This window comes from Salegentibacter salarius, assembly GCF_900168265.1.
GTDB classification, from domain to species: domain Bacteria; phylum Bacteroidota; class Bacteroidia; order Flavobacteriales; family Flavobacteriaceae; genus Salegentibacter; species Salegentibacter salarius.
On record NZ_FVZF01000010.1, the window covers coordinates 18,461 to 45,407 of the forward strand.

The following is a 26,947-nucleotide window of genomic DNA, read 5'->3' on the forward strand; positions in this document are numbered from 1 at the left end:
ATTATAAAATACTAAATTTTAAGCCGCTACGGGCATAGAATGTATTGGTATCGTCTATTGTATAAATATCTTCCCGATCCTTGTCTCTTAACCTAATGTCATTCAAAACAGTATAACCGGCGTATGCATAAAATGAAATATTATCGGTGAAATTGTATTGATATCCCAAACCGCTTAATACAATGGTCATTGACATACTTTCGGCTAGCCGGTTTGCATCGGGCCTTGTTTGGGGGTATGGATTAAAATTTTGCTGAACATTCGCAAAAAACCCATCTAAAGTTACAAAACCCTGCACCTGGTGTTTATCATTAAAATAATATTTTAAATTGGTTTTTGGTATTCCTAAACCATAAGACCATTTTTCATCAAAACGCTTATAATAATTTATAACCGGTAACGGAAAAGGAAATCCTGTGGTGGTAGAATAACTTAAACCTAGAATTAAACGCCAGGGTTCTAAATAGCGATCATCTTCTTTAATTTTAATAAAATATACCGAACCGGTGTAAATAAAATCGTCTCTCACTAACTCATTGGTGGTAAAGTTAGAGGCAACTTTCACTCCTGTTTCAGCACCAAAACGCCATAATTCATTCATTTTAAAAGTATAGCCTATTTTCCCGGTAAAAGACTGGAAACGATCCAGGTTATTAGTAGAAAAAGCCTCATCATTTTTATACTTAAAATGCACGTTTCGATATTCTATCCCCGGAATTAAATAAGCACCATTGTCATTAAGTTTTATAGGGAAATTTACAAAGGTCCTAAACCTTCTAAAGGAATTATCTGAATCTGATTGCGGAAAATAAGTGTATTCTATTCGGGCTAAATCTGTAGACTGAGCCATAGCCGGAAAAGTTACAACTCCCAGCAAAACGAAAGCTATAAATTTTAAGGTCTTATTCATTTTTAGGTAAATTTTGGGTATAATTTTTTGTAGGATAAAAATGCACATCTCGCTGTGGAAAAGGAATCGTAATATTATTCCTTCTAAATTCTTCGTCTATTTTAAACCTAAGTTGACTCTTAATTTTTGGATCAACAAAACTATCGGTTACATAAAAATGCAGCGAGAAATTCAGCGATGAATCTCCAAAAGCCTCAAAAAGCACAAAAGGCTTTGGGCTTTCCATCACATCTTTATTTTCTTTAGCACAATTCAATAATATCTCTTCAACTTTTTTTGTATCACTTCCGTAAGCGACGCCCACACTAACAAATTCTCTTGTAGTTTCGTGGTTTTGAGTGTAGTTAAAAATCACATCACTCATAAACTTATGATTAGGAATTATCATTACCTTATCATCACGTGTTAGGGCGCGCGTGGTTCTAAGCTTTATTTGAAAAACACGTCCCACTCTTCCTTCCATCTCTATCACGTCTCCCACTAAAAGAGATTTATCTAAAATGATAAAAACTCCTCCAATAATATCCTGGAAAAACTCCTGTAAAGCTAAACCTATACCTACAAAAAGTGCAGCTGATGCTGTTAAAAGTATGGTAATATTTATTCCGGCAGAACTTAAAGTAATGAGTATCACTACTAAGTAGACAAAGTATTTGATAAATTTAAAAATACTTATAAACTTAAGTTTGTCTCCTTCTTGCAGTTTATTGGTAATAAAAGATCTTATTAACCTTAGTACAATACTGGTAAGAACAAAAGCGAAAATAACAAGCAGAATATTACCTATCGTAATATGCACGGTATTCCCTTCTGTTTCTATAGGAAACAAAACAAAATTCCAAAAATCTACAATACTTCCCCAAATACCATCTTCTACTACCTCTTTTAAAACTTCTGTAGTTTCTGAACTTTCCTCTTTCTGCATCCCTTAATATTTAAGCCATTTAAATAACTCTTTATAACTCGCTTTCTTCCCGTACATAAGAATTCCTACCCTGTAAATTTTGGCTGCCAGCCATATTACCCCAAAGTTGGTGATAATTAAAAGCCCAACCGAAATAGCTAATTCCCACCACGGCACACCAAAAGGAATACGCATTAACATCACTATGGGCGAAGTAAGCGGAATCATAGAAAAAATGGTAGAAATGCTCCCGTGTGGATTTTCAATTACCGAAAAAAAGCCCATATAAATCCCTAACATTAACGGTAAAATAACCGGAAACATAAACTGCTGGGTATCGGTTTCGCTGTCTACTGCGGCACCAATTGCGGCGTAAATGGCACTGTATAAAAAGTACCCTCCAATAAAATAAATAAGGAAAAATATAACCAGACTCAAAATTGGTAAATTAATAACATCCATAACCAACTGAGCTATCTCTGGTTGTGCAATTTGCTCAACCGTCTCTAATTGGGATTTCTGTACCGTAAAAATATCTATCCCTAAAACGTAAAATGAAGTTATTGCCAGAACACCGGCCAGGAGAACCCAAATGGTAAATTGGGTAATTCCCGCCAAAGAAGTTCCCAGTACTTTCCCCATCATAAGCTGAATAGGTTTTACTGAAGAAACTATAATCTCAATAATCCTATTGGTTTTTTCTTCAATCACACTGCGCATTACCATATTACCATAAATGATAATAAACATCATTAATAAATACCCTGCCGCACCGCCAAAGAACATTTTTATATAGTTGGACATTTTCGAGGTACGTTCTCCAGAGAAATTCTGAATTTCAATTCTAACCTCCGTTTTGGCTTCATTTAACTGGTTTACATCAATACCGCGCTCAATAAGTTCTTGCCTAGTAAGTCTATCGGCAATAGTTTTTTCTATAGCCTGTATAGTTCCCAAACCGGGTGATTCTTTTCCAAAAAACTGAACACCTTCAACATCCCAATTAATATTTTCAGGAATATAAATGAGTCCGTAATATTCCTGCTCATTTACCATTTTTTTCGCCTCTTCAAAGGTTTTCCCGGAAAGATCTAAATATTGAACCTGTTCTTGGTCTTTAAATTCTGAAGCAAACATTTTGGTTTCATCATACAATCCAATAATGCGCTGCTCGCTGCTATTCAGCATACTTAAATAAGCGATTAGAGCAAACATTCCTACCAAAATCAGCGGACTTAAAAAAGTCATGATAATAAAGGTTTTATTCCTTACCCTCGCCAAATATTCCCGCTGAATTATAAGTTTTAGATTACGCATTTTGAGTGACAGTTTTAATGAAAATATCGTTTACTGAAGGAATAACTTCCACAAAATGGTTTATCCTGGCTTTCCCAATTAGATAATCTAAGAGTTGGTTGGGTGTTTCCCCGTTATTTAATTGAATGGTCAATTTAAGATCGTCGTTTATACTTTTAAAATTAGTATTGCCTATCACGAATTTCTCTTTTAATTCATTTAAAAGAACAGTATTATTTTCTGATTCCAGGCCAACCTCATAGGTATTAGATTTATAGGCTCTTTTAATTTCTGAAACCTTACCGTCCAGCAGTTTATTAGACTGATGAATTAAGGCCATATAATCACATAATTCCTCTACGCTTTCCATTCGGTGAGTAGAAAAAAGTATTGTGGCTCCTTCTTCTTTAAGCTGAAGGATCTCGTTCTTAATTAATCCAGCATTTACAGGATCAAATCCGCTGAATGGTTCATCAAAAATCAGCAATTTAGGACGATGAAGCACCGTAATGATAAATTGTATTTTTTGCGCCATTCCTTTAGAAAGCTCCTGTATCTTTTTGTCCCACCAACCTTCAATTTGTAATCTTTCGAACCAGTATTCCAGGCGTTCTTTGGCTTCAGCCTTAGAAAGTCCTTTTAATCGGGCAAGATAAAGTGCCTGCTCCCCAACTCGCATAGATTTATAAAGTCCGCGTTCTTCCGGCAGGTAACCTATATGCGCAATATCTTTAGGATGTAAAGGTTTTCCATCTAAATAAACCTGCCCTTTATCTGGCATGGTTATTTGGTTAATTATTCTAAGAAGTGTGGTTTTTCCCGCCCCGTTTGGTCCTAAAAGACCAAATATACTACCTCGTGGAATAGCTATTGAGACATTATTTAGTGCAGTAAAATTGCCAAATTGCTTATAAATATTTTCTGCTACTAAGAGGTTTTCCATATAAAAAGTTGGTATAAATAAACTCCCTGTAGCTAAGTGTACAAGGTATTAATATTGAAAAAATTGAGTCTCACCCCAAGATTGTAGCATATTAAATGCTTACCTGGTGAGTAAACTACTTCGGAGCAAGCTCACGAAGCATTATTATTGAAAAATATAATTTGATTTCCAGGCAAGCCTCGGAGCATTTAATCTCGATTATCGAGTAAATATATTGAAATAGCATGAGAGATGTTTTGCATTGAGAAAAAAATTTGATTTCAAAAATGCTCTAAAAAACAAAACCCACCCTTAATAAATTAAGGATGGGAAAAAAATTGCTATGAAAAAGAAAAATTGTCACTAAAAGACTTAGTGATAATCAAATATATAAATTTTTTCTTAAAAGCAGGGTTCTAAGAAAACATATCTTTAACTTTTTCAAAAAATGATTTATCACTTTTCTCTGGATTAGGCTGGAAGTTCTCGTCTTCAGCCATTCTTTCGAAGAAATCGCGTTGTTCTTTATTTAGGTTTTTCGGTGTCCAAACATTTACATGAACCAGTAAATCTCCTTTTCCGTAACCATTAAGATTACCAATTCCTTTTCCTTTAAGTCTTAGGATTTTTCCAGATTGTACCCCTTCTTCCACTTTTATTCTCACTTTTCCGGTAACAGTATCGATCTCTCTGGAAGAGCCAAGAACAGCTTCAGATAAACTGATATACAAATCGTAATGCAGATTATCACCTTCCCTTTGCAGGCTTGGATGTTCTTTCTCCTCTATTGCTACCAATAAATCTCCAGGAACTCCATTTCCAGGAGCATCATTACCTTTTCCAGAAACTTTTAACTGCATTCCATCTTCAACTCCCGAAGGAATTTTAATAGAAACGGTTTCTTCTTTCTGCACCAGGCCGTGAGCATCTGCTTCAGGTGGTCTTTTATCTATTATCTGGCCAGAACCACTACACGCTGTACAGGGAGAAGCGGTTTGCATTCTACCCAAAATAGTATTGGTTACCCTGGTTACCTGGCCTGTACCTTTACAGGTAGTACAGGTTTTATAGGTAGTTCCGGGCGCCTGAACTTTTCGTTTTACTTTAATCTTTTTCTCGGCACCATTGGCTATTTCCTCTAAAGTAAGACTCACCCTAATTCTAAGGTTGCTTCCTTTAGCACGTCTTTGACCACCGCCAAAGCCGCCACCAAAACCAGAGAAGCCTCCGCCACCGCTGAAGCCACCACCAAAGATGTCTCCAAACTGGCTGAATATATCATCCATATCCATCCCGCCGAAGCCTCCGCCACCGCCGGCGCCACCTTCAAATGCCTGGTGACCAAACCTGTCGTAACGGGCTCGTTTATCTTCGTTGCTCAGTACTTCGTATGCTTCAGCCGATTTTTTAAATTTTTCTTCAGCCTCGGTATCGCCCGGATTTTTATCTGGGTGATATTTAATGGCCATTTTTCGGTATGCCTTTTTAATCTCGGCAGTTGAAGCTCCTTTACTTATGCCTAATATGTCGTAATAATCTTCTTTCATGGTCTCGTTTTGCGGATTCTAAAAAGCTTTTTATTTGCCGGTTACTACCTTAGGAAATCTAATAATACGTTCCCCAAGCTTATAACCACGCTCTACTACATCAACTATCTTGCCTTTAAGCTTATCTTTAGGCGCAGGAATTTGGGTTATGGCCTCATGAATTTCAGAGTCAAAAGCATCTCCTTCTTCTACATTCATTGGCTCAAGACCTTTGCTGGTAAGCGTTTCCTTGAATTTATTATGAATAAGCTCCACCCCGTGAATTAAATTTTCATCACCTGCTTTGCGTAATTCATTCAAAGCCCTGTCAAAATCGTCTAATACTGGCAACATGGCGGTCATTACTTCCTGGTTGGCAGTTTTAAACAATTCTAATCGTTCTTTCGAAGTTCTTCTTTTGTAATTTTCAAATTCAGCGAAAAGACGAAGAAACTTATCCTTTTCTTTCTGAAGATCTTCCTTTAGCTTTTCTTCTTCAGTAAGTTCGGGCGTCTCTGCTTCATTGTCTTTCCCGTTTTCATCATTTTCAACTTCATCGATAGCTTCATCTATCACATCTTCAATCTGATCCTTAACAGGCTGATCCTGTTGCTCTTCTTTTATATCTTTTTTATTCTTGCTCATCTTTATTGCATTTTAATATACGCTCAACGGGTCAAAATCATTGCCAATAATGATTCGGTGTCAAAATGTCACTACAATTATTTAGTAAACATTTAGCATTAACGTATTTTAAGTTTCAGTAATTTTGCAAACTAAAATAAAACTAAATTTTAACAAAATGAGAAAATCAATTTTAAGCACTTTTGTGATTGCAGCTTTCTTAACTGTAGTTGTAGGATGTAAAAACGATAAAAATAAGGCAGAAACTTCTGAAGCTAAAGATGCAGCAACTGCACAAGCCGAAGCTATGGAGTTCAAAGTAGATACGGCAGCTTCTATTATTGAATGGGAAGGAAAAAAACCTACAAATACCCATACCGGTACTATAAAATTTGCTGAAGGAACTTTAAGCGCTAACGATAGCATTATTGAAAGTGGAAATTTCGTAATTGATATGCAATCTATTAACGTTACCGATCTTGAAGGGAAAGACAAGAAAGACCTTGAGGCTCACTTAATGGGAACTGTAGAAGGTAAAGAAGGTGACTTCTTTAACGCTACAAAATATCCTGAGGCTACTTTTGAGGTAACCGAAATTACTGAAAAAGACGGTCAAAAAATGTTGTCTGGTAACCTTACTATAAAAGAGGAAACTAAAAACATTACTTTCCCGGTTAGCATTAACCAATCTGACGACAGTATGGAAATTACCAGTGAAGAGTTCAGCATAGACAGAACAAACTGGAACGTAAACTTTGGTTCTAAATCTGTTTTTGACGGATTAGGAGATAACTTTGTAAGTGATAATATCACTTTAAAGATCAACCTCAAAGCTACTAAAGCTTAATAAGATTCATAATTTGAATACTAAAAAGGCTGTCAAAAATATTTGACAGCCTTTTTTTATGCTTATACATTTCTTATTTACTCGATAATCGAGATTAGATGCTCCGAGGCTTACTTTGAAATTATATTTTCTGATAATAATGCTTAGTGAGCTTGCTCCCAAGTTATTTACTTAGATAAGATCTTCCAGAGCTTTGGCAAGATTTACATATTTAAAGGTGTAACCCTCCTGCTCTATTTTGTCACTACTCACTAACTGACTTGACAATACAATATGAGACATTTCGCCCAGTACCAGTTTGAGAGCTACTTTAGGAACATTGGGCAACCAAACCGGTTTTCCCATTTGAGAAGCCACCTCGTTCACCAATTCTTTATTAGTAACAGGGTTTGGAGCTACCGCATTGTAAATACCTGTTAGTTGATTTTCTAAGGCAAATAGGAAAATGCCGCTTATATCATCTATATGTATCCAGGATTGCCATTGTTTTCCGCTACCCAGCGGTGAGCCCACATTAAAATTCACCGGTTCTTTTAATTTTTGAAGTACTCCTCCATTTTCGGCTAGAACAAGTCCAATTCTAATCTTAGCGACCTCAATTCCCAGGTCTTTAAAATTATCTACAGCTTCTTCCCATTTAACTACAACTTCGCCTACAAAAGAATCATCTACGCCTTTATCTTCTTCGGTATATAGTTTTTCTAGGGAACTGGGGTAAACTCCAATTGCACTGGCAGAAACAAGGTTCTTTACCTGGTGCTCATTTTCCTTCAGACATTTGTAGAGTAAGTTAGCCGTTTCAGTACGGCTTCTAAGAATGATCTTTTTCTGTTCTGGAGTCCATCTTTCGGCAATACTGGCTCCTACCAGGTTTATAATAGCACCAACACCTTTTATGGCTTCACTATCAATTTCATTGTTGTTGGGATTCCAGTAAAAACCTTTATAGTCTGCCTTGTTTTCTAACTTATCTTTACTGGTAGAGAGATAATGAACTTCCATTCCTTTATCTCTACATAACTGGCTAATTTTTGATCCAATTAAGCCGGTAGCTCCTGTGATTAATACTCGCATTTTTCTTTACAAGATAGCAACAAGTATAAATCTCAACTAAAAATTATTACTCATTTAACAGCAAAACCTGCTACTTTTTTAATGCTCTTAACATTTCGCGTTTTCCCGGCGGTCCCGGTAGCCGTTCAACGATAAAACCTGCAGTTTGCATAGCACGTCTCACACTTCCTTTTGCTGAATACGTCACTAAAACCCCATTGTTTTTCATTGCCATATACATTTTAGCGAAAATTTCTTCCGTCCACAGTTCTGGTTGAACCCTGGCACCAAAAGCATCAAAAAACACTAAATCGTATTTGTTGACATCTTCAATTTCTTCAAAACGTTTTTGTTGTTTTTCCAGTTGAAAATTTTCAGCAATAACTGCTTGGGTATTCCACGGAATTTGATGCATTTTTTGAAAAGAATTCATCTCATTTTCTGCGGAAAGCATTTCTGCATAATTCAGTTCACTTATCTCATTCTCCGCAACAGGATAGGCTTCTACGCCCGTGTAATTTATATTTAGCTGAAGCTTTTTAGCCTCAAGAAAAGTGATAAACGCATTTAGACCGGTACCAAAACCTATTTCCAGAATAGAAAGTTGCTTCTCCTTATTTAGACCAACCCAGTATTCTAAACCCATTTTTATAAACACATGTTGCGCTTCCTGTATCGCCCCATGTTTGGAATGGTATTGCTCGTCCCACTCACTTAAATGTATAGTTACCGAACCATCGCCGGTTTTTATGATTTTCCTTTCCAAGTTATTCTTTTAAAAGTACACCATTTGCAATAAAAGCCCTGGTAATTTCAGGTGAAGTAATCGCAGCTATTTCAGCTTCAGATTTCCCTTCATCTTCAGCATAGTGTTTTTGATCTTCAACAGACATTTCATTTAAAAAAGCCTTTCCTTCTACAATTACGTCTGTGTTTTCACTGTCTTTAGGCACAAAAAATCCATAATCCTTAAAGGTAATTCTCACCTCTTCCTCTTTCGGAAGTTCCAGGATCATCCAGCAGCCTTTCATTTTACAAACGCTATTAATTTTCGAAGCAAATTTGAGATCTAAGGTATCGCCGGGTTTTAAAGAATTAAATTTCTCCAAAGCCTCGGCTTTGGTCAAAGTATTTTCAGCTGAAATTTCAGCTCCAAAAAAAATATAAGTTTCAGGCTTTGCTTCAGCTAAAACTTCATCTTCATTATTAGATTTTTCGTTTTTACAAGCCGTAAAAATTAGGGATAAGCCAAGTATGAATACAATTTTTCTCATTTTCTTATTTTTAGTTGAAACCTTGCAGGTAAACAAATTTACCAAAACTTTAGATTTTGATTCTGTTTTAATTTAGGTAAATTTGTTAACTAAACTAATGATAATGAAATACGATACTAACCAGCTTGAAATTAATAAAGTCCAAAAATCTAAAATTGAAGAAGTAAACTTTGATAACCTGGTTTTTGGCGAGATTTTCACAGATCATATGTTTGAATGTGATTATGCCAATGGGGAATGGCAAAATCCAAAAATTAAGCCTTACGGCCCAATACAACTGGATCCTTCAGCAAAAGTATTTCATTACGGTCAGGCTGTTTTTGAAGGAATGAAGGCCTATAAAGATGAAGATGACCAAATTTGGCTCTTTAGACCAGACGAAAATTTTAAACGAATCAATAAATCTAGCGCGAGGTTAGCAATTCCTGAATTTCCGGAAGAATTTTTCTTTAACGGATTGGAAGAATTATTAAAACTTGAAAAAGACTGGATCAAAAAAGGTTTTGGAAATTCGCTATACATTCGCCCTTTTGTAATTGCTACCGAAGAATGCGTTTCAGCAAATCCTGCAACCAAGTATAAATTTATGATTATTTGTTCTCCGGCCCAGGCCTATTATAGCGGTGAAGTTAGGGTTCAATTTTCAGAAAAATATAGCCGCGCTGCCGATGGTGGTGTTGGGGCTGCAAAAGCTGCCGGAAACTATGCGGCACAATTTTATCCTACCAATCTTGCAAAAGAAGCCGGTTTTCAACAAATTATTTGGACCGATGCTAATACTCACGAATTCCTGGAGGAAGCCGGAACAATGAATATCTTTTTTAGAGTTGGCGACAAATTAATTACTGCACCAACCAGTGATAGAATTTTGGATGGTGTGACCCGAAAAAGTGTAATAGATCTCGCGAAAGATCTTAATATTGAAGTAGAAGTAAGAAGAGTAAAAGTTTCTGAAATTGTTGAAGCTGCTAGAAAAGGCGAGCTAAAAGAAATCTTTGGCTCTGGTACCGCAACGGTAATTAATCCTATTTCTGGCTTTGGCTATAAAGGTGAGAAATTTGAGCTTCCAAAATTAGAGGATTCCTACGGAAAATCTTTTAAAGACCGACTAATGAAAATTCAATACAACCAGGCAGAAGATAAGCATGGTTGGAGATATTTGGTAAAATAATATTACTGATATTTTCATTAAAAAAACCTCACAGATTCTCTATATCTGTGAGGTTTTTTTATGAAGTTTTCTGCGTGAAATTTGAAACAAGTTCAGGTTGACGTAAACTATTTTGGCGGGAACAATACCGGTAACGTATATTTTCTATCCAGTTCAGGCTTCCCGGAAGCATTAGATTTTTCAAAGATTAAATAACCTCTTTCATCATCTGGGGCGTTTTCAAAGTTAATTTTGCCAGAAAATGGCACAAAATCGTGTGTCATCCATTTCCCTTTGGCATTTATAGAAGTTTCAGCCAAAATTTTATAATCTTTATCTGCCAGTTTCACTGGAGCTTCAGCTTCAAAAAACCAGCTTCCACTAGCTTTTCCTTTAATTTCCAAAGGAGATGTAATTTCGATATTAGGCAAAGGCTTTTCCACTTTAATAAGATCTGAGAAATCTTTACGTTCCTCAGTATCATCTTGAGTAAAATAAAGGGACTCCAACACCCCATCCAACTTGTTCTTGCTTTCCTCTTCTACTTTTCCCGAAAAACTCACCTTATCTTCTCCCATAGGATCGCATTGCTCCATAGGTTTGCTTTCACCCATTGCAGAAACACAGGAAGCCTTAAAGTTGGTGACCGCATAATGCACAAAAACACCTCCGTATTTATTCCATTTTTCCGGCGGTTGATGAAATCTTAAGAAATAGGCCCACGGCTCGCCGTTTTTCAGAAGATAGACCTGGGATTCAGTTTCATCTACATTAAAAGATAAATTTAGGTTAGCATTCCAATCTTTTATAGACTTTTTACTTCCCGAAGGAGCATCTACACCAAAACCTTTTGGAAAAAAAGCGATGTAGGGAATTTCTGGTTTTTCATGAATTGCCAGCGGTTTCGAAATATTCATGCTTTCTGGATAGACATTTATTACCACGCTATTGCCGGGTAACTGCCCTTCAGAAACTATTAATTCTTCTAGGTATTCAAAAGCGAAATTCCAGGTATCGTTCTTATACTTTTGAATTTCTGTTCGTTTTTCTACTAGGGTATCTTGTTCTACTTCACCACTGGAAGCTTTTTCAGTGTTCTTAGGGTTTTTACAGCCTAAAGCCACAAGAATTATTATAAAAGAAATAACCGAAAGTTTCATTTTTTTAAGTTATGCTTTAAAATAATTAACTGCTTTCGTTTTAAAAAATCAATAAGATCAGTCTTTAAGCACTTTTGCAATATTCGGCTTAACATAGTCCGGTCCTTTGATCACTTTGCCCATTTCATTATATATTGGATTTCCGTTTTCATCTAGCTTGCTCATATTACTCTGCTGGATTTCATCAAAAATTGCTTCAATTTTATGTTCCAGGCCGTGTTCAATAATGGTTCCGCATAAAACATATAACATATCTCCCAGGGCATCAGCTACTTCGGTGAGATCTCCATTATTTGCCGCATCCAGGTATTCCTCGTTCTCCTCTTTCATTAATTCGTAACGCAACCGGTTCTTTTGGGCTCCCAGGGAAGCTGTTGGATCTTCAGAAATTCCTAATTTAAAGCTTGTGTGGAATTGCTTTACTGCAGCGAGTCTTTTCTTCATTTTTATATAATTTAAATCAATTACAGGTTAAGCCTAAAACCTTAACTTTGCATAAAAGTAAATAAAATGTTTAGCACAGGCCAACTCGTTTTCGCAGGCTTATTTGTAGTCGTTTTTGTAATAATTATTGTTATTAGTTATAAAAAAGATACTTTATTACATAAAAAACAATATAAAGGAAGTATTTGGGTACTCCTGGCTTTTCTGGCCTTTATAGGTTTACTCTTTATACTCAAAACCTTTTTAAATCCATAAATATCTTATTTACCAAATATTGTTAAAATAAGTATCTTCGTTTCTAAACCAACCTATATGAAAATTTTAAAATACCTTTTCTTTTTACTTTTAATAGTGATAATTGCAGGTTCTATCTATATCGCCACAAAAGATGGAGATTACCAGGTAGAAGAAAACAAAGTAATTACCGCACCGGTAGAAATGGTTTTCCAGGAAGTTAACGAACTTAAAAACTGGGAAAACTGGGAACCATGGTCCGCTGAAGCCGATGATATGATCATAGAATATGGAGCAAAAACCAGCGGAGATAGTGCTACTTATTCCTGGAAAAGCGAGAGTGCCGGTGATGGCGAAATAAAGACTATTGCAGCTAAACCTTATTCTGAAATTGAACAGGAAATCACTTTTAAAACTTCTTTCGGAGAATCTACGAGCGATGTTTACTGGGAGTTCAAGGAGATTGAAAACGGAACCGAAGTTACCTGGGGAATAAAAGGCCATCAGAGCTTTATGGAAAAGTTGGCTTTTACCTTCCAGGACCAAAGTATTTCAGAAATGATGCGTCCAAAGTTTCAAAAAGGTCTTAATAATATGGAAAGCGTCATTTTAAATAAAATGGATAAGTACACTATTAATGTAGATGGTGTTATTCAGCATGGTGGCGGCTATTATATGTACACTACTACTGCCAGTAAAATTAGCCAGGTAGATGAAAAGATGGCGCCGATGTTTACCGAAGTCTCTACCTATATGGATGAAAACGGGATTGAGAAAAACGGAAATCCTTTTGTACTTTATAATGAATGGAACGAATCATCTGGAACAGCTATTTTTTCAGCAGGAATATTTACCTCCAGCGAAGTAATTACGCCCGCTGAAAGTGAGATCTTAAACGGATTTATACCCAACCAAAAGGTCTTAAAAACCACTTTAAAAGGCGATTATAAAAACCTTAAAGAAGCCTGGGACACCGCCTATAATTATATTGCAGAGAACGATCTTGAAGTTATAGAGGATGCTCAAAATTTTGAAGTTCATTTAACTTCTCCAGAACAAGTGGCTAATCCTGCTAAATGGATCACACACCTTTACATCCCTGTTAAATAAACACTTATGTTTAAACAGCTATTATTGATTTTTCTGGGTGGCGGCCTTGGCAGTGTGTTGCGCTACCTAATCAGTAAAAGTTTAAATTCTGAAACCTTTTTTCTACCCTACGGAACTTTTACCGTAAATATCCTTGGGAGTCTATTGCTTGGCCTAATTTTAGGCTTCGCTGCCCGGCACGAATTCTTTAGTTCTAATCTCGTATTATTCCTTGCTGTAGGTTTATGCGGCGGCTTCACTACTTTTTCAAGTTTCGCTCTTGAAAATCAAGCACTTTTACGTTCGGGCGACTACCTAAATTTCTTCTTTTATGCTTTTGGAAGCATAATTCTTGGAATTTTAGCTGTCTTTTTAGGTCTTTTTCTCTCCAAACTAACCTAGCCGGCATCCTAAAATTTACAAACAAAGTAAAACTTAGCCTTTTATAAAAACAACCCCTAATTTTTTAGGGGTTGTTTTTGTTTTATTCGTATTAATTAAGCATAAAGCCCTATTTTTTTATGGGTGTTATGATAATTTTATACATTTACAACCATTGAAAATCAAGTTTTTATGAAAAAAATAGAAGTAATCATTAGAAAGTCCAGGTTTGACGAAGTTAAGAAAGCACTTCACGAAACCGAAGTCAATTTTTTTAGCTATTGGGATGTTACCGGAGTAGGTAATGAGAAACAAGGCCACGTTTATCGCGGAGTATCTTATAGTACCAGCGATATTCAACGGCGCAAGATCTCCTTAACGGTATCAGATCACAATGTAGAGAGCACGTTAGAAACAATCTTAAAAGCCGCTCATACGGGTTCGGTGGGAGATGGAAAAATTTTCGTAACACCGGTAGATGAAGCCTACCGCATAAGAACTAAAGAAAAAGGAACAGACTCTCTTTCTTAAAATATCAACTCATTATAAAAAATCACTTTTATGGAATTACTTACTACTAATAATGTTTGGATGATGGTGTGTACCGCCCTGGTCTTTTTTATGCACCTGGGCTTCTCACTTCTTGAGGTTGGACTTACAAGACAAAAAAATGCCATTAATATCCTGTTTAAAAACGTATTTATAATTTGTGCCGGCTTACTTACCTATGCTATTCTTGGGTTTAATTTAATGTATCCGGGCTCATTTTTAGCCGGAGTAATTCCGGATTACTTCTTTGACCTTTTTGGGTTAAGTGCGCCTGTAGCAGATGGTGCTTTAGATTTAGCCTATAACGAAGGTTACACTTACTGGACAGATTTCCTATTCCAGGGCATGTTTGCGGCAACCGCGGCAACTATAGTTTCCGGGGCGGTAGCAGAACGAATTAAACTGGGAAGTTTTATGCTTTTCTCGGTGATCTACATCACCATTGTTTATCCTATTGTAGGTTCCTGGAAATGGGGTGGCGGATTCTTAGACGGTCTTGGTTTTTATGATTTTGCCGGTTCTACACTGGTACATTCCGTAGGTGGATGGGGAGCTTTAATAGCTATCTATTTACTGGGAGCTCGTTTAGGTAAATTTGGAAAGGATGGACAGTCTCATGCAATTCCGGGTCACAATATTCCTTTGGCAACAGCGGGAGTTTTTATCCTTTGGCTAGGGTGGTTCGGGTTTAACGGGGGCTCAGTTCTTTCTGCCGATCCTTCCTTGACTTCTATTACACTGGTAACAACCTGTCTTGCAACCGCGGCCGGTGGTATTTCAGCATTTTTAGTTTCAACCATTGCTTATAAAAATTATGATCTAACCATGTTCCTGAACGGAATTTTAGGTGGACTGGTTGGGATTACTGCAGGCGCAGACCTAATGTCTCCTTTTGATGCGGTTCTTATTGGTTTAGTAGCAGGAGGAGTTATTGTTTTTGGGGTGTCGCTAGTCGATAAACTTAAACTGGATGATCCCGTTGGTGCAGTAGCTGTTCACCTTGCTTGCGGAATTTGGGGTACTCTTGCCGTAGGAACCTTTGGAAGTATGGCCGGTTTTGATCAATTTCTTACCCAGCTGGCGGGCGTGGGAATAATTGGTGCTTTCTGCTGTATTTCTGCATTCGTAATTCTCTCTATTATTAAAGCAACTATGGGCTTAAGAATGGAAGAAAAGGAAGAAACCGAAGGCCTGGACGCTCATGAACACGGTATGGATGCCTATGCCGAATTTGGAACGGTCCACGATAGATAAATAAAAATTAAATTTCTAAAAAGAAAAAGGAGCGCTTGGCGGAGCGCTCCTATAAAGTAAATCTCTCATACAGCTTTGCTCAACACATTTCAACTTATTAAACAAGACTTTTATTATGAAAAAATTTACCATTACAAATATCCGAAAAATATTCCTTTTAGGAATCTGTTTTGCTGCCGGAAATAACTTGCAGGCGCAGGAAACCGAAGAAACTAAAGTTGAAAGCTTTATGTCTAATTTTAGTATTAGCGGTTCTGTAGATACTTACTTCAGAACAAATTTTAATGGACTAAATAAGTATGAGTACAATGAAGCCGGTGATATTATTGCATGCCCACAAGCTCCCGCTTCTTCTTTTGCAAACGATCCCGGTTTCGCTATTGGAATGGCGAATGTAATTTTAGGTTACGAAGGAGAGAAAGTAGGTTTTGTGGCCGACCTGGTTTTTGGACCTCGTGGAGAAGATGCCGTTTTTGCATCAGGCGCTCCCAGCAATATTGTAAACCAGTTGTATGCTTACTGGAATGTTTCAGATGCAGTTACTCTAACACTGGGGAATTTTAATACCTTCCTGGGATATGAAGTAATTTCCCCGGCTGCCAATTTCAATTATTCCACTTCCTATATGTTTTTCTACGGACCTTTTTCCCACACCGGAATTAAAGCAGATTTCACGATAAATGATAACTGGAGCGCAATGTTGGCCATTATGAATCCTACAGACTGGACTAAATTTAATCCCTATGGAAAGTATTCTTTTGGCGGACAGTTAGGATATTCTAACACAAATGGAAGCGCATACCTAAACCTACTATACGGTGAGCAAATGCCAATTTCAGACGAAGCAACGTTTCAGATAGATTTGACAACGGGTTGGGATTTTACCGATTCTTTCTATTTAGGCCTTAACACCACGTATAACACTACAGATGGTGCAGGATTTTACGGAGCAGCACTGTATCCGCAGTTTCAAACTTCCGATAGTTTTGCTATTGGTTTAAGAGCAGAATATTTTAAAGAACTGGAAGATGGCGGCCCTGTTTACGGCGCTGATGCTGAAGCAATAGATTTTACCCTAACCGGAAATTATACCGTTGGAAGCCTAACTATTAAACCGGAATTACGCCTGGATAAAGTTTCGAATACTCCATCGCCGGTCTTTGTTAATTCAGATTTAGATGGTACCGATAACCTTTCATCTTTTGTACTGGCTGCGGTTTATGCGTTCTAAATCAATTAAAGTTCTTAACGCCTGCTTTAACTGCAATTTGCAAATTATTTTCAGCAGGAACTATAGGGCATGAAAAGTCAGCATTATAAGCACAATAAGGATTATATGCTTTATTAAAATTTAAAAAAATGGAATCACCCTCCGGTATCCTTAAGTCCAAATACCGTCCGCCGGAGTAGGTGGTTTCGCCATTGGTAAGATCTGTAAAGGGTAAAAAAAGGTAATTATAATATTCGGGATCTGAGATTAGCTCCTGATTTTGAAAAACATTCAGTTTAAAATCTTTTCCTTTAATACTGAAATATAATTCTCCATATTTCACATAAACAGGTTTTCTATTTGTTGTAGTTTGCATTTTAAATGGAGCTTCAGCCGGAGTTCTTAAAAAATAAGCCTTCACTTGAAAAGCCGAATCAATCTCGAAAAAATGTAGGTTCTTAAATTTAGCCAAATCATCTTTAGAAAGCGGAGTACGCTCGGGATCACTAAATTTTTCATTCATATCCCTCTGAAATTCCTCTACACTCTTTTCCTGAGCAATAACTGAAACAGATAGCATTAAGGAAACCAGAAAAAATAATTTCGAACTAACTATCAGCCTTATAATATTTGGCTTTCCCAAGATATTCCCTGATTTTCTCATTATATTCCTTACTCAATTTTAGATCTAAAATTCCTTCAATATCATATAATACCTCCATATCCTCAAATCCGGTTTTAAGCAAATCTTCCAAATAAAGGAGAGCTGTTTCATGATCGCCATCATGACCGGCAATTTTAATAATATTGAGATATGCTTCAGGATCATTCTTATCGAATATGGTACGAAGAATACTAACAAATACTTTTGATCTGGCATTAGCCTGGGAATTCACATAACTATCGTAGTAACTCTTGCTAAGTGCATCCAGAAAACCAAGAAGCCTGCTTGCCTTATTTTGTTTTGGCCCACTAAATTTTTCTTTATTTTCCTTTAATTCCTGCACCTGGGCGGCCCACCAACCAATATTTTCAAAATTAGAAGTTACTACATCGGCATCCATATAATAAATATATTCCTCCCGTTTGGCATTTTCTTCAGCGATAGCATTGCGATAATCCCGTCTTTGCTGCCTGAAGGCTTTATTTCGCCTAATATTCTTTATCTGGTCTCTCAAATCTATTTCCAGTCCAAAATCCTCATATTTATCTTCAATCTGTTTCAGCTTTTCAAATGCCTGGTAATAATTACGAGTGCGTCTTAGAACCTGGGCATATTCCACTTCAGCATTATAAAGTTGTTTTATAAAATCTAGATCTTTAAGCCTTTTTCCTTCCTTTATCGCATTTAAGGTAAAACCTGCCACAGCGTTCTGAATTACATCGGCAACAGGCCATTCCACTTCCTCCTCACAAGTATAAAAATTCATTTCTGTAGGATAATTTTCTTTATCAAAATAGCTTTCTATTTCCTTTAGAATACCCATTGAATTCCTGCTTTCGCAAGCTATTACGCTAAACATAAACTTATTGCTAGAGTTCAAATAATCAGTATTTAACCAGGCATTTTCCACAGCTAATACTCCAGAGATATTATTGTAAATAAATGGCAATGCAGTAGCCAATTGCCCACCTTCAGAAAGACCTACTAGATAAACCTGCTCCCTGTCAATAGACAGCATACCATCTACCTGGTTAATAAAAGGTCCTATTTTAGTAATGTTATTTTTTAAAGAATCTTTCTTTAGGTTTAAATTGGAGGCGGCGATAATATAAGATTGCTCTTCTGCCACCGTCCTGAAAAGCTGGGTAGCTGCCCTTCCCCTACCTTGAGGATCAAATACAAAAATTACCGGCCATTCTTTCTTTTCGTCAAAATCTTGCGGAAGATATAAAGCAAAACTATCTGCAATAGAATCGTTGGTAGGAACTGAATCTACAATTCTACCTAAAGGAATTTCAATTTCCTGTGTATTTCCTAATTGAGGAATAAGACTTAAGAGTAAAATTAAAAAAGGTATCTTTTTCATCATAATATCACATAATTACTATAAATATAAGCATAGATATCAAAGATCGTGCATAAAAAAAGCCTTCATCGAAAGAGGAAGGCTTCATAAATATATAGGCGGTAGATTTATTTTTTAACGCGTTGTAATCTTAAATTGTCATCTCTAAAGAAAAGACGGGCAACTAAAGATACTACGAGTAGATCTGCAAAAATTAAAAACAACACCCTCACTACTTCAATACCGGCAAAATTTAATCCGGAAAATCCTATCGCACCGGTTAAAGCCGCAACGATTAGGAATAATGTACTATACTTTCTCATAATGCAATTTCTTTTTTGTAAAAATAGGTACAGTATAGTCGTTATGCTATTAATAAAATTACAATTTGCTATTATTTAACTAAACCGATTATAGCTTTGAGTAATTAGTTAAAATAGACTCAAAAAAGAAGGTATTTTAACTGAATTCTAAAAAAACAGTACAAAAATTATCTGTTTAGAAATCACCAGAAATAGTTATACACAAGAATTTAAGATAATTTTGTGGCATTTTTATTTATTGGCGCAAATTCTACCACCTGGGACAGCACAATATGGGTTTTGGTTTCGCCGTAAGTGATGAGTTTGTCTATAAATTCTTCTAAATGAGCCTGGTCTCGTAAAACCACTTCCATTATAATATTTTCATTCCCGGTGATACGATAGCAATTATTTACCTCTTTAAATTCCTTTACCTTTTCAAGAAAGGGTTTTAATCTCCCCATAAAAGCCCTAAGGGTTATTATAGCTTTTAATTGATGCCCGGTTTGATGATAAGAGATTTGAGTTTTATAGCCTTTTATAATGCCGGCATCTTCCATTTTCTTTACCCTTTCTGCCACAGCCGGAGAGCTTAATCCTATCTCCCTCCCAATTTCGGCAAAAGAGTACCTGGCATTTTGCTGCAAGCGCGTTAAAATAGCCCAGTTAAGTTCATCAATTTGCATATTAAAGTTTTATTTGAATAATACTTTTTAATCAAAGGTAAAATATAATTTCAAGCTTAAAACCCGAAGTCAAGCTATTTATTTTCTCTTTAATTTTATGCTGAAATTTATTACTAATGTCACAGGCTTTTTCTTATAAATCTTATCACACACCGGTTTACCGGAAAGCTTTAGAAATTTTCAAACTTTCCAGGGCTATGGCTGTGCATTTTACGCAAGATAAGCACGTGCTGGAAATGGGATTTTCAGCCTGTCCAAAAGACAGGTATGCCGGAGATCTTGTAAACGAATCTCTTCTACTTGCCCCGGGCGTAGCTTCTGTGGCAACTGCAAAAAACTACGGCTCGCGTTTAGAACGTATTCGAAAAATTAGAAAGGCAAGTAAAAGTTTAAAAACGCTTTGTAGAAACCTGGAGTTCTCTGGGGTAAGAGAAAGTGAGTTTTTAGGACTACTAAAGAAAGAGATTCATCTTTTTGATACAATGATCGCTGATTGGATTCAGCAACTTAGAAAAGCTTAATTTAAGCTTAGCTGTTTATTCAAAGAAAGCGAGCTTCACACCTTCAATAAGCATATTAGTTCCAATAATTGCTATAATAAGCCCCATTATCTTCTCAATCACAATAATCTTATTCTGACCAATAAATCGCACTAAATATTCACTGGAAATAAAAGCGAGGTGATTTAAAAACATAATTAAGCCAAACATCGCGACAATAATTCCCATATCCATATAGCTAGCCGTGGTCGTATAGTTTACTGCAGTTACAATGGTTCCCGGACCGGCAAGAATTGGAATTGCTAGCGGAGAAATGGAAATCCCTTCATTAAAATCTACTTCTGTCTGGTTGTCAATACTGGATTGTTGTGCCCTTATCATTTCAAAGCCCACGAAAAACACCAAAATTCCACCTGTAATTTTAAAGGCAGGAATAGTTAATCCAAAAAGCTGGAAGATATATTTACCCAATAACACAAATCCTGTTACGATAACAAAAGCCGTGAAAGTCGCTTTTTTAGAAATAAAACGCTTTCTTTTTCCATCTGCCTGTTTGGTTAAGCTAAGGAAGATTGGAATATTCCCCACCGGATTATTAATCGCGAAAAATGCGGTAAACGCACCTATGGCATATAACCAGATATTTTCCATAGATTTATAATTTTGGTACTTACGTACTTACAGGTTGAAATTAGTAATCTGCAAAATTAATCTGAAATTTTAGCCCCACCCAATAAAAAGGATAAAAGTTTTAGACACCTTAGAACTTAATAATTAACGTATCGCTTTTTTAGAAAATTGAGGACATTTTCAGTTATGGTTTATCTTATTATAGCATTGAATTCTTAAATTAAAAATTGTTTTGAAATGAAAAATCCCAATGAGGCTTTCGCCCATTGGGATGATTTATTAATAACTTTAAAAGCCGTGATTCGCTAAGCTAATCACTTCTTTTTCGCAAAAATATTTTCAAAACATTTTTAGTTCTATAGATCCTGATTCGCTGCGCTCATCGGGATAAGCGATTCGCACACTTTCCCAGACTTTTCGCCTGGGAAGGTGGCTCTCTGCTTACATATTTCTTCTATACTGCCCGCCAACCTCAAACATAGCCTGAGTTATTTGTCCAAGAGAACAAACTTTGGTGGCTTCCATTAATTCTTTAAAAATATTCTCATTTTTAATGGAAGCCTCTTTAATTTTCTCTAAAGCTGCTTCAGCTGAATCTTCTTTGGCTTTGTGAAGTGTACTCAAAGTTTTAAGTTGATGCTGCTTCTCCTCTTCTGTAGCTCTAATTACTTCTCCCGGAGTCACAGTTGGCGATCCGGTAGAACTTAAGAACGTATTTACACCAATTATTGGATAATCGCCATTATGCTTTAAAGTTTCATAATGCAGACTTTCCTCCTGGATTTTTCCACGTTGATACATCGTTTCCATCGCGCCAAGCACTCCGCCTCGTTCGGTAATTCTATCGAATTCGGTTAAAACAGCTTCTTCGACGAGATCAGTTAATTCTTCTATAATGAAAGAACCCTGGATTGGATTCTCGTTTTTAGCAAGTCCTAGCTCTTTATTGATAATTAACTGAATAGCCATCGCTCTTCTTACAGAAGCTTCTGTTGGCGTGGTGATCGCTTCATCATACGCATTGGTATGCAGTGAATTACAGTTATCATAAATCGCATAAAGTGCCTGAAGCGTAGTTCTAATATCGTTAAAGTCTATTTCCTGGGCGTGAAGCGATCTACCGGAAGTTTGAATATGATATTTCAACATTTGTGCCCTTGGGTTTGCACCGTATTTATGTTTCAGTGCTTTAGCCCAAATTTTACGTGCAACTCTTCCTATTACCGCATATTCAGGATCTATTCCGTTAGAAAAGAAAAAGGAAAGGTTTGGACCAAATTTATTGATATCCATTCCCCTGCTTAAGTAATATTCTACGTAAGTGAACCCATTGGCTAAAGTAAATGCCAATTGGGTAATTGGATTTGCACCCGCTTCAGCAATATGATATCCTGAAATCGAAACCGAATAGAAGTTTCTTACTTTTTCTTTAATAAAATGCTCCTGAACATCTCCCATTAAGCGCAAAGCGAATTCCGTAGAAAAGATACAGGTGTTTTGCGCCTGGTCTTCTTTTAAAATATCAGCCTGAACGGTTCCACGAACCACGCTAATAGTTTTTTCCTTTATTTCTTCGTAAACTTCTGCCGGAAGAACCTGGTCTCCGGTAAGTCCTAAAAGCATTAAACCAAGTCCGTTGTTTCCTTCGGGCAATTCCCCACGATAAACGGGACGGTCTAAATCACGATCATCATAGAGTTCTTTATATTTCGACTCAACTTTATCCTCAAGTCCGTTTTCTTTGATGTATTTCTCACATTGCTGATCTATAGCCGCATTCATAAAGAAACCAAGCAACATAGGCGCCGGGCCATTTATCGTCATACTTACAGACGTCATTGCATCTGCCAGATCAAAGCCTGAATAGAGCTTTTTAGCATCATCCAAACAGCAAATAGAAACCCCGGAATTTCCGATTTTTCCATAGATATCGGGACGTTCATCCGGATCATTTCCGTAAAGTGTTACCGAATCGAAAGCGGTAGAAAGCCTCTTTGCGGGTAAGCCCATACTTACATAATGAAATCGGCGGTTGGTACGCTCTGGCCCACCTTCCCCGGCAAACATTCTTGTAGGATCTTCGCCCTGCCTTTTAAACGGATAAAGCCCTGCCGTATATGGAAATTCTCCCGGAACATTTTCCTGAAGACACCATTTTAATATATCGCCCCAGGCTTTATACTTTGGAAGCGAAACTTTTGGAATTTGAGTATGCGAAAGAGACTCTGTATGCGTATCTATTTTTATCTCTTTATCACGAACTTTAAAGGAATAAACAGGTTCTACATATTTATTCACCTTCTCCTGCCAGCTCTGTATTACTTCCCAGTTATAAGGATCGAGGTCCATTTTTACCCGGTCAAATTCTGCGAAAAGCAATTTTAGAAAATCCTTTTGGGAATCTTCGGCAAACTCATTTATTTCCTCCTGGTTAATCCCGTGTTTTTCTAAATATTTAGATTGATTGTTTGTCATTTCCAATCCAGAAACCGACTCGATAGTTTTAAAAACTCCGTAAAGTTTTTGAGCTACTTCAGCCTGGTTTGCGGCTTTCTCGTCGTAGCTTCTATTATTTTCAGCAATTTCTGAAAGGTAACGTGTTCGTTTTGGTGGAATTACGAAGATCTTCTCGCTCATTTCTGCTGAAATCTCAAAGGTAGAATTTAGATCGGCTTTGGTTTTTTCAGCAATCTTATCCATAATTTGACGATACAGGGTATTCATCCCCGGATCGTTAAACTGAGAGGCGATGGTTCCAAAAACCGGTAGTTTTTCAGCGTCTTCGTGCCATAATTGGTGATTTCGCTGATACTGCTTTTTTACATCTCGCAAAGCATCCTGTGCACCACGTTTATCGAATTTATTGATCGCTACTAAATCGGCGAAATCAAGCATATCGATTTTCTCTAACTGGGTGGCCGCACCAAATTCCGGCGTCATCACGTATAGAGCAACGTCAGAATGATCCATAATTTCGGTATCACTCTGTCCAATTCCAGAAGTTTCCAGGATAATTAAGTCGAATTCAGCAGCTTTTAAAACCTCAACGGCTTCAGCCACGTGTTTAGAAAGTGCCAGGTTAGATTGGCGGGTAGCCAGGGAACGCATATAAACGTGTTTATTGTTTATGGCATTCATCCTAATTCTATCTCCCAGTAAAGCGCCGCCGGTCTTTCTTTTAGAGGGATCTACTGAAATAATCCCGATATTTTTTTCGGGAAAATCACCTAAAAATCGGCGTACCAATTCATCTACCAAACTGGATTTTCCTGAACCACCGGTTCCCGTAATTCCAAGAACAGGAATTTCACTCTTACCGGTTTCTTCTCTTAAAGGTTCAAAATGCTCCAGAAAAGAATCGTGCTTATTTTCAGCAAGGGAAATTAGCCTTGAAATAGTATTTACATTCTTATTTTTTAAATCTTCGGCAACAGATTTTTCTTCAACCAAATCGCGAGTTTCAGTATCTACCCGCTTCACCATATCATTTATCATTCCCTGGAGCCCCATTTCACGCCCATCATCTGGCGAGTAAATTCGGGTTATCCCGTAATCCATTAATTCCTTTATTTCCTCCGGAAGAATTACTCCCCCACCACCGCCAAAAATAGCGATATGACCGGCGTTCTTCTCCTGAAGCAGATCGTGCATATATTTAAAATACTCTGTGTGACCACCCTGGTAGGAAGTCATCGCGATGGCCTGTGCATCTTCCTGGATGGCGCAATTTACGACCTCGTCTACACTACGGTCGTGACCAAGGTGAATTACCTCAACTCCGGTAGATTGGATGATGCGGCGCATTATATTAATAGCTGCGTCGTGCCCATCAAAAAGCGAAGCTGCGGTTACAATTCTTATTTTATTTTTAGGGGTATATGGCTTTTGTTGTTCCATTGCTAATTATCTCTGAATTTTGGACCTGCAATTTAAGAAAATCGCAACCAAATATTGAAATTTTAAGTTTTTTATGAGGATTTTATAAGCAAAAATAGCTTGATGAAAGAAAGTCAAAAAGTGATTTTCAGACTGCCATTTTTAAATTTATATCTTTGAAAAATCGAACCCAGGGCGAGCTTGTGACATAAGAGATAGATTTTTTGATATCCAGGCGAGCCTTCAAATATTTAAATCTCGATTATCGAGTAAAAAGCATTTCTATGAAAAAGATCATTCTCGTTTTTAGTGTACTTATATTTTCTTCCTGTGCCGAATTACAAACCATAGCCGAAAATTATCCGCAAGCAGGCGTTAGCAATACTGAAATAGCTTCAGGTTTACGCCAGGCTTTAGATATGGGAATCGAGAAACAAGTTACAAAGCTTACTGAAGAAAACGGATTTTACAGCAATGAATTAGTAAGAATTACTTTACCTCCAGAATTGCAGAAAGTAGATAAAACCTTACGCGATGTAGGCTTAGATGCCTTAGCCGATGAAGGCTTAAAAGTATTAAACAGGGCTGCCGAAGAAGCGGTTAAAGAAGCTACTCCAATTTTTGTAAATGCCGTGCAAGAGATCACTTTTAATGATGCCAGAAATATTCTACTAGGCCAGGATAATGCTGCTACCTTATATCTTACCGGTAAAACCGAAGAACCACTTTACAGCAAATTTAATCCTGTAGTAACCAATTCACTCGAAAAAGTTGGTGCCACTCAAGTTTGGAGCAATATTATTAACCGGTATAATAGCCTGCCCCTTACCAGCAATGTAAATCCAGACCTTGCAGATTATGTTACCAACCAGGCACTTGAAGGAGTTTACACTATGATCGCGGTTGAGGAGAAAGAGATCAGGGAAAAAGTTTCAGCAAGAACTACTAATCTTTTACAACGAGTATTTGCACTACAAGACGGTCAATATTAGTTTAACATTCTTCACTAAAAATTAGACAAACCTTCCAAAGAAAACGTTTGTCTAATTTTTTTAACATATTATCGAATGAGGAAAGATATTTTACACTAAGATTAACGCAGACTTGGCAATCCTTTGCGGGTGTGCATCTTATATTTGCATCAGAGACGAAAACAGTGTTATGTTCAAAATCTTTGAGACAAAATCTACAGAAGAATGCCTTTGTGATAAGTATACCCATCTTATGCACAAATCCTATAAACTGGCTCTTACCGATAAAGAGGAAAGTGACCGATTGAATGAGAAAGCAAAAAAAATTCTAGAGGAGCTTAGAAGAATGCAGTACGATAAAATAGATTATTAATCGCGAAGCTTTTTAAAATAGTCTATTGCTTCTATTAATCGCGATCCATACCAACTAAAATACTCACCATCTACCAGTTCAATTTCAACATTTAAGGTTGAAAAATATTCTTTATGCTTTTCCCCGAAAGGAAATGGCTCAGATGAAAGCAATAATAAATCAGGATCTTTAGCCTTTAATTCTTCAAGAGTGGTTTCTGGATATCTTGATTCCTTAAACACATTTTCAAACTTATTCAGTTTTAAAAGTTCATCTATAAAAGTGTCTTTCCCAGCAACCATTAAAGGTTTTTTCCAGATAAAATACGCTACTTTTCTAATCGGTTTATTCTGAATTTGTTCCTGAAGAACAGTAATCTTATCTCTAACAGAATTCACCATTGTTCCCACTAAAGCCTCTTGCTGAAAAATATCCCCATATTGATGCATCAATTCAAAAGCATCTTCAATTTTTACAATATCTGAAACGTGTACGGGAGCAATTTCTTCCAGCTCGGCCACCATTTCTTGAGTATTCTCCTCTTTATTGCAAAGAATAATATCAGGATTTAGCGCTTTTATTTTTTCAAGCTTAACTTGCTTTGTGCCGCCCACAATGGTTTTGGTTTTCCGAAGGTATTTGGGATGAACGCAGAACTTAGTGACGCCTACCAGGTTTTCCTCCAAACCTAAATCTACAAGAAGCTCGGTTTGACTGGGCACTAAAGAGATAATTCGCTTAGGAATGTTTGGAAGGAAAATCTTTCTTTGTAATTGATCTATCACTTCCATGTT

General features: G+C 36.8%; 29 protein-coding genes. 11 read left to right on the top strand and 18 right to left on the bottom strand.

Translation table 11 applies throughout. The annotated features are described in order from the left end of the window. Position 1: 1 nt before the first annotated feature. From B5440_RS07310 to B5440_RS07335, 6 genes are all read right to left on the bottom strand, one after another. Complete coding sequence (locus tag B5440_RS07310; protein WP_070052884.1) at positions 2-910, bottom strand: DUF6268 family outer membrane beta-barrel protein; 909 nt, start codon at positions 908-910, stop codon at positions 2-4. Next, positions 903-1,835: a mechanosensitive ion channel family protein gene (locus B5440_RS07315; RefSeq protein ID WP_070052883.1), complete on the bottom strand. Its 933-nt coding sequence runs from the start codon at positions 1,833-1,835 to the stop codon at positions 903-905. The genes B5440_RS07310 and B5440_RS07315 overlap by 8 nt, the downstream gene beginning before the upstream one ends. A gap of 3 nt (positions 1,836-1,838) precedes the next feature. Beyond that, complete coding sequence (locus B5440_RS07320; RefSeq protein WP_070052882.1) at positions 1,839-3,131, bottom strand: ABC transporter permease; 1,293 nt, start codon at positions 3,129-3,131, stop codon at positions 1,839-1,841. Then, the gene (locus B5440_RS07325; RefSeq protein WP_070052881.1) at positions 3,124-4,053 is read right to left on the bottom strand and encodes an ABC transporter ATP-binding protein; all 930 of its coding nucleotides are present in this window, start codon (positions 4,051-4,053) and stop codon (positions 3,124-3,126) included. Before B5440_RS07325 ends, B5440_RS07320 begins: the two co-directional genes overlap by 8 nt. Positions 4,054-4,448: 395 nt before the next feature. Further along, entirely contained in the window at positions 4,449-5,579 is a 1,131-nt protein-coding gene (dnaJ, locus tag B5440_RS07330) for a molecular chaperone DnaJ (RefSeq protein ID WP_070052880.1), read from the bottom strand. Positions 5,580-5,609: 30 nt separating this feature from the next. After that, entirely contained in the window at positions 5,610-6,203 is a 594-nt protein-coding gene (locus tag B5440_RS07335) for a nucleotide exchange factor GrpE (protein WP_070052879.1), read from the bottom strand. A gap of 157 nt (positions 6,204-6,360) precedes the next feature. Here B5440_RS07335 and B5440_RS07340 point away from each other — a divergent pair, with 157 nt between their 5' ends. Beyond that, complete coding sequence (locus B5440_RS07340; protein ID WP_070052878.1) at positions 6,361-7,029, top strand: YceI family protein; 669 nt, start codon at positions 6,361-6,363, stop codon at positions 7,027-7,029. Positions 7,030-7,200: 171 nt separating this feature from the next. Here the strand turns inward: B5440_RS07340 and B5440_RS07345 are convergent, their stop codons facing one another. From B5440_RS07345 to B5440_RS07355, 3 genes are all read right to left on the bottom strand, one after another. Continuing rightward, positions 7,201-8,103, bottom strand: a complete 903-nt coding sequence (locus B5440_RS07345; protein WP_070052877.1) for a TIGR01777 family oxidoreductase — start codon at positions 8,101-8,103, stop codon at positions 7,201-7,203. Between the two features lie 70 nt (positions 8,104-8,173). Then, on the bottom strand, positions 8,174-8,848 hold the full coding sequence (gene mnmD, locus B5440_RS07350) for a tRNA (5-methylaminomethyl-2-thiouridine)(34)-methyltransferase MnmC2 (protein WP_070052876.1): 675 nt from the start codon (positions 8,846-8,848) through the stop codon (positions 8,174-8,176). 1 nt (position 8,849) lies between these two features. Then, on the bottom strand, positions 8,850-9,356 hold the full coding sequence (locus B5440_RS07355) for a DUF4920 domain-containing protein (protein WP_070052874.1): 507 nt from the start codon (positions 9,354-9,356) through the stop codon (positions 8,850-8,852). A gap of 103 nt (positions 9,357-9,459) precedes the next feature. On the opposite strand from B5440_RS07355, the gene B5440_RS07360 reads away from it, so the two are divergent. Further along, positions 9,460-10,527: a branched-chain amino acid aminotransferase gene (locus B5440_RS07360; protein WP_070052872.1), complete on the top strand. Its 1,068-nt coding sequence runs from the start codon at positions 9,460-9,462 to the stop codon at positions 10,525-10,527. Between the two features lie 107 nt (positions 10,528-10,634). Here B5440_RS07360 and B5440_RS07365 read toward each other — a convergent pair whose 3' ends face one another. Then, positions 10,635-11,666: a Gmad2 immunoglobulin-like domain-containing protein gene (locus B5440_RS07365; RefSeq protein ID WP_070052870.1), complete on the bottom strand. Its 1,032-nt coding sequence runs from the start codon at positions 11,664-11,666 to the stop codon at positions 10,635-10,637. A 57-nt stretch (positions 11,667-11,723) separates the two neighbouring features. After that, a complete protein-coding gene (locus B5440_RS07370; RefSeq protein WP_070052869.1) occupies positions 11,724-12,110 on the bottom strand; it encodes a pyrophosphohydrolase domain-containing protein in 387 nt (128 codons plus the stop codon). Between the two features lie 66 nt (positions 12,111-12,176). Between B5440_RS07370 and B5440_RS07375 the strand changes: the two genes are divergently transcribed. The 6 genes from B5440_RS07375 (at position 12,177) to B5440_RS07400 (ending at position 16,848) form a co-directional block, all read left to right on the top strand. Continuing rightward, positions 12,177-12,365, top strand: coding sequence for a hypothetical protein (locus B5440_RS07375; RefSeq protein WP_057480293.1), 189 nt, complete (start codon positions 12,177-12,179; stop codon positions 12,363-12,365). Positions 12,366-12,422: 57 nt separating this feature from the next. Continuing rightward, on the top strand, positions 12,423-13,454 hold the full coding sequence (locus B5440_RS07380; RefSeq protein ID WP_070052867.1) for an SRPBCC family protein: 1,032 nt from the start codon (positions 12,423-12,425) through the stop codon (positions 13,452-13,454). Between the two features lie 6 nt (positions 13,455-13,460). Then, positions 13,461-13,835, top strand: a complete 375-nt coding sequence (gene crcB, locus B5440_RS07385) for a fluoride efflux transporter CrcB (RefSeq protein ID WP_070052865.1) — start codon at positions 13,461-13,463, stop codon at positions 13,833-13,835. Positions 13,836-14,006: 171 nt separating this feature from the next. Then, positions 14,007-14,345 (top strand): P-II family nitrogen regulator, encoded by a 339-nt coding sequence (locus B5440_RS07390; protein ID WP_070052863.1) that lies wholly within the window; start codon positions 14,007-14,009, stop codon positions 14,343-14,345. A 30-nt stretch (positions 14,346-14,375) separates the two neighbouring features. Further along, on the top strand, positions 14,376-15,617 hold the full coding sequence (locus B5440_RS07395) for an ammonium transporter (protein WP_070052861.1): 1,242 nt from the start codon (positions 14,376-14,378) through the stop codon (positions 15,615-15,617). Between the two features lie 115 nt (positions 15,618-15,732). Further along, positions 15,733-16,848, top strand: a complete 1,116-nt coding sequence (locus tag B5440_RS07400) for a porin (protein ID WP_070052859.1) — start codon at positions 15,733-15,735, stop codon at positions 16,846-16,848. 1 nt (position 16,849) lies between these two features. On the opposite strand, the gene B5440_RS07405 is transcribed toward B5440_RS07400, so the two are convergent. The 4 genes from B5440_RS07405 to B5440_RS07420 form a co-directional block, all read right to left on the bottom strand. Then, on the bottom strand, positions 16,850-17,350 hold the full coding sequence (locus B5440_RS07405; RefSeq protein ID WP_232755974.1) for a DUF1684 domain-containing protein: 501 nt from the start codon (positions 17,348-17,350) through the stop codon (positions 16,850-16,852). 85 nt (positions 17,351-17,435) lie between these two features. Next, a complete protein-coding gene (locus B5440_RS07410; protein ID WP_070052857.1) occupies positions 17,436-18,860 on the bottom strand; it encodes a hypothetical protein in 1,425 nt (474 codons plus the stop codon). Positions 18,861-18,964: 104 nt separating this feature from the next. Further along, entirely contained in the window at positions 18,965-19,159 is a 195-nt protein-coding gene (locus B5440_RS07415) for a DUF1328 domain-containing protein (RefSeq protein WP_057480301.1), read from the bottom strand. A 209-nt stretch (positions 19,160-19,368) separates the two neighbouring features. Continuing rightward, positions 19,369-19,824 carry an Lrp/AsnC family transcriptional regulator gene (locus B5440_RS07420; RefSeq protein ID WP_070052855.1) on the bottom strand — a complete coding sequence of 152 codons (456 nt, stop codon included), beginning with the start codon at positions 19,822-19,824 and terminating at the stop codon, positions 19,369-19,371. A gap of 116 nt (positions 19,825-19,940) precedes the next feature. On the opposite strand from B5440_RS07420, the gene B5440_RS07425 reads away from it, so the two are divergent. Further along, positions 19,941-20,345, top strand: a complete 405-nt coding sequence (locus tag B5440_RS07425; protein ID WP_070052853.1) for a hypothetical protein — start codon at positions 19,941-19,943, stop codon at positions 20,343-20,345. A gap of 15 nt (positions 20,346-20,360) precedes the next feature. On the opposite strand, the gene B5440_RS07430 is transcribed toward B5440_RS07425, so the two are convergent. Both B5440_RS07430 and B5440_RS07435 read right to left on the bottom strand, forming a co-directional pair. Further along, positions 20,361-20,975 (bottom strand): MarC family protein, encoded by a 615-nt coding sequence (locus B5440_RS07430; RefSeq protein WP_070052851.1) that lies wholly within the window; start codon positions 20,973-20,975, stop codon positions 20,361-20,363. A gap of 420 nt (positions 20,976-21,395) precedes the next feature. Next, positions 21,396-24,851 (bottom strand): methylmalonyl-CoA mutase family protein, encoded by a 3,456-nt coding sequence (locus B5440_RS07435; protein ID WP_070052849.1) that lies wholly within the window; start codon positions 24,849-24,851, stop codon positions 21,396-21,398. Positions 24,852-25,114: 263 nt separating this feature from the next. Here B5440_RS07435 and B5440_RS07440 point away from each other — a divergent pair, with 263 nt between their 5' ends. Both B5440_RS07440 and B5440_RS07445 read left to right on the top strand, forming a co-directional pair. Next, complete coding sequence (locus tag B5440_RS07440; protein WP_070052847.1) at positions 25,115-25,822, top strand: DUF4197 domain-containing protein; 708 nt, start codon at positions 25,115-25,117, stop codon at positions 25,820-25,822. 169 nt (positions 25,823-25,991) lie between these two features. After that, positions 25,992-26,174 carry a Lacal_2735 family protein gene (locus B5440_RS07445; RefSeq protein WP_070052845.1) on the top strand — a complete coding sequence of 61 codons (183 nt, stop codon included), beginning with the start codon at positions 25,992-25,994 and terminating at the stop codon, positions 26,172-26,174. Here the strand turns inward: B5440_RS07445 and B5440_RS07450 are convergent. Next, positions 26,171-26,944: an ABC transporter substrate-binding protein gene (locus B5440_RS07450; RefSeq protein ID WP_070052843.1), complete on the bottom strand. Its 774-nt coding sequence runs from the start codon at positions 26,942-26,944 to the stop codon at positions 26,171-26,173. The genes B5440_RS07445 and B5440_RS07450 overlap by 4 nt on opposite strands. Positions 26,945-26,947: the final 3 nt, after the last annotated feature.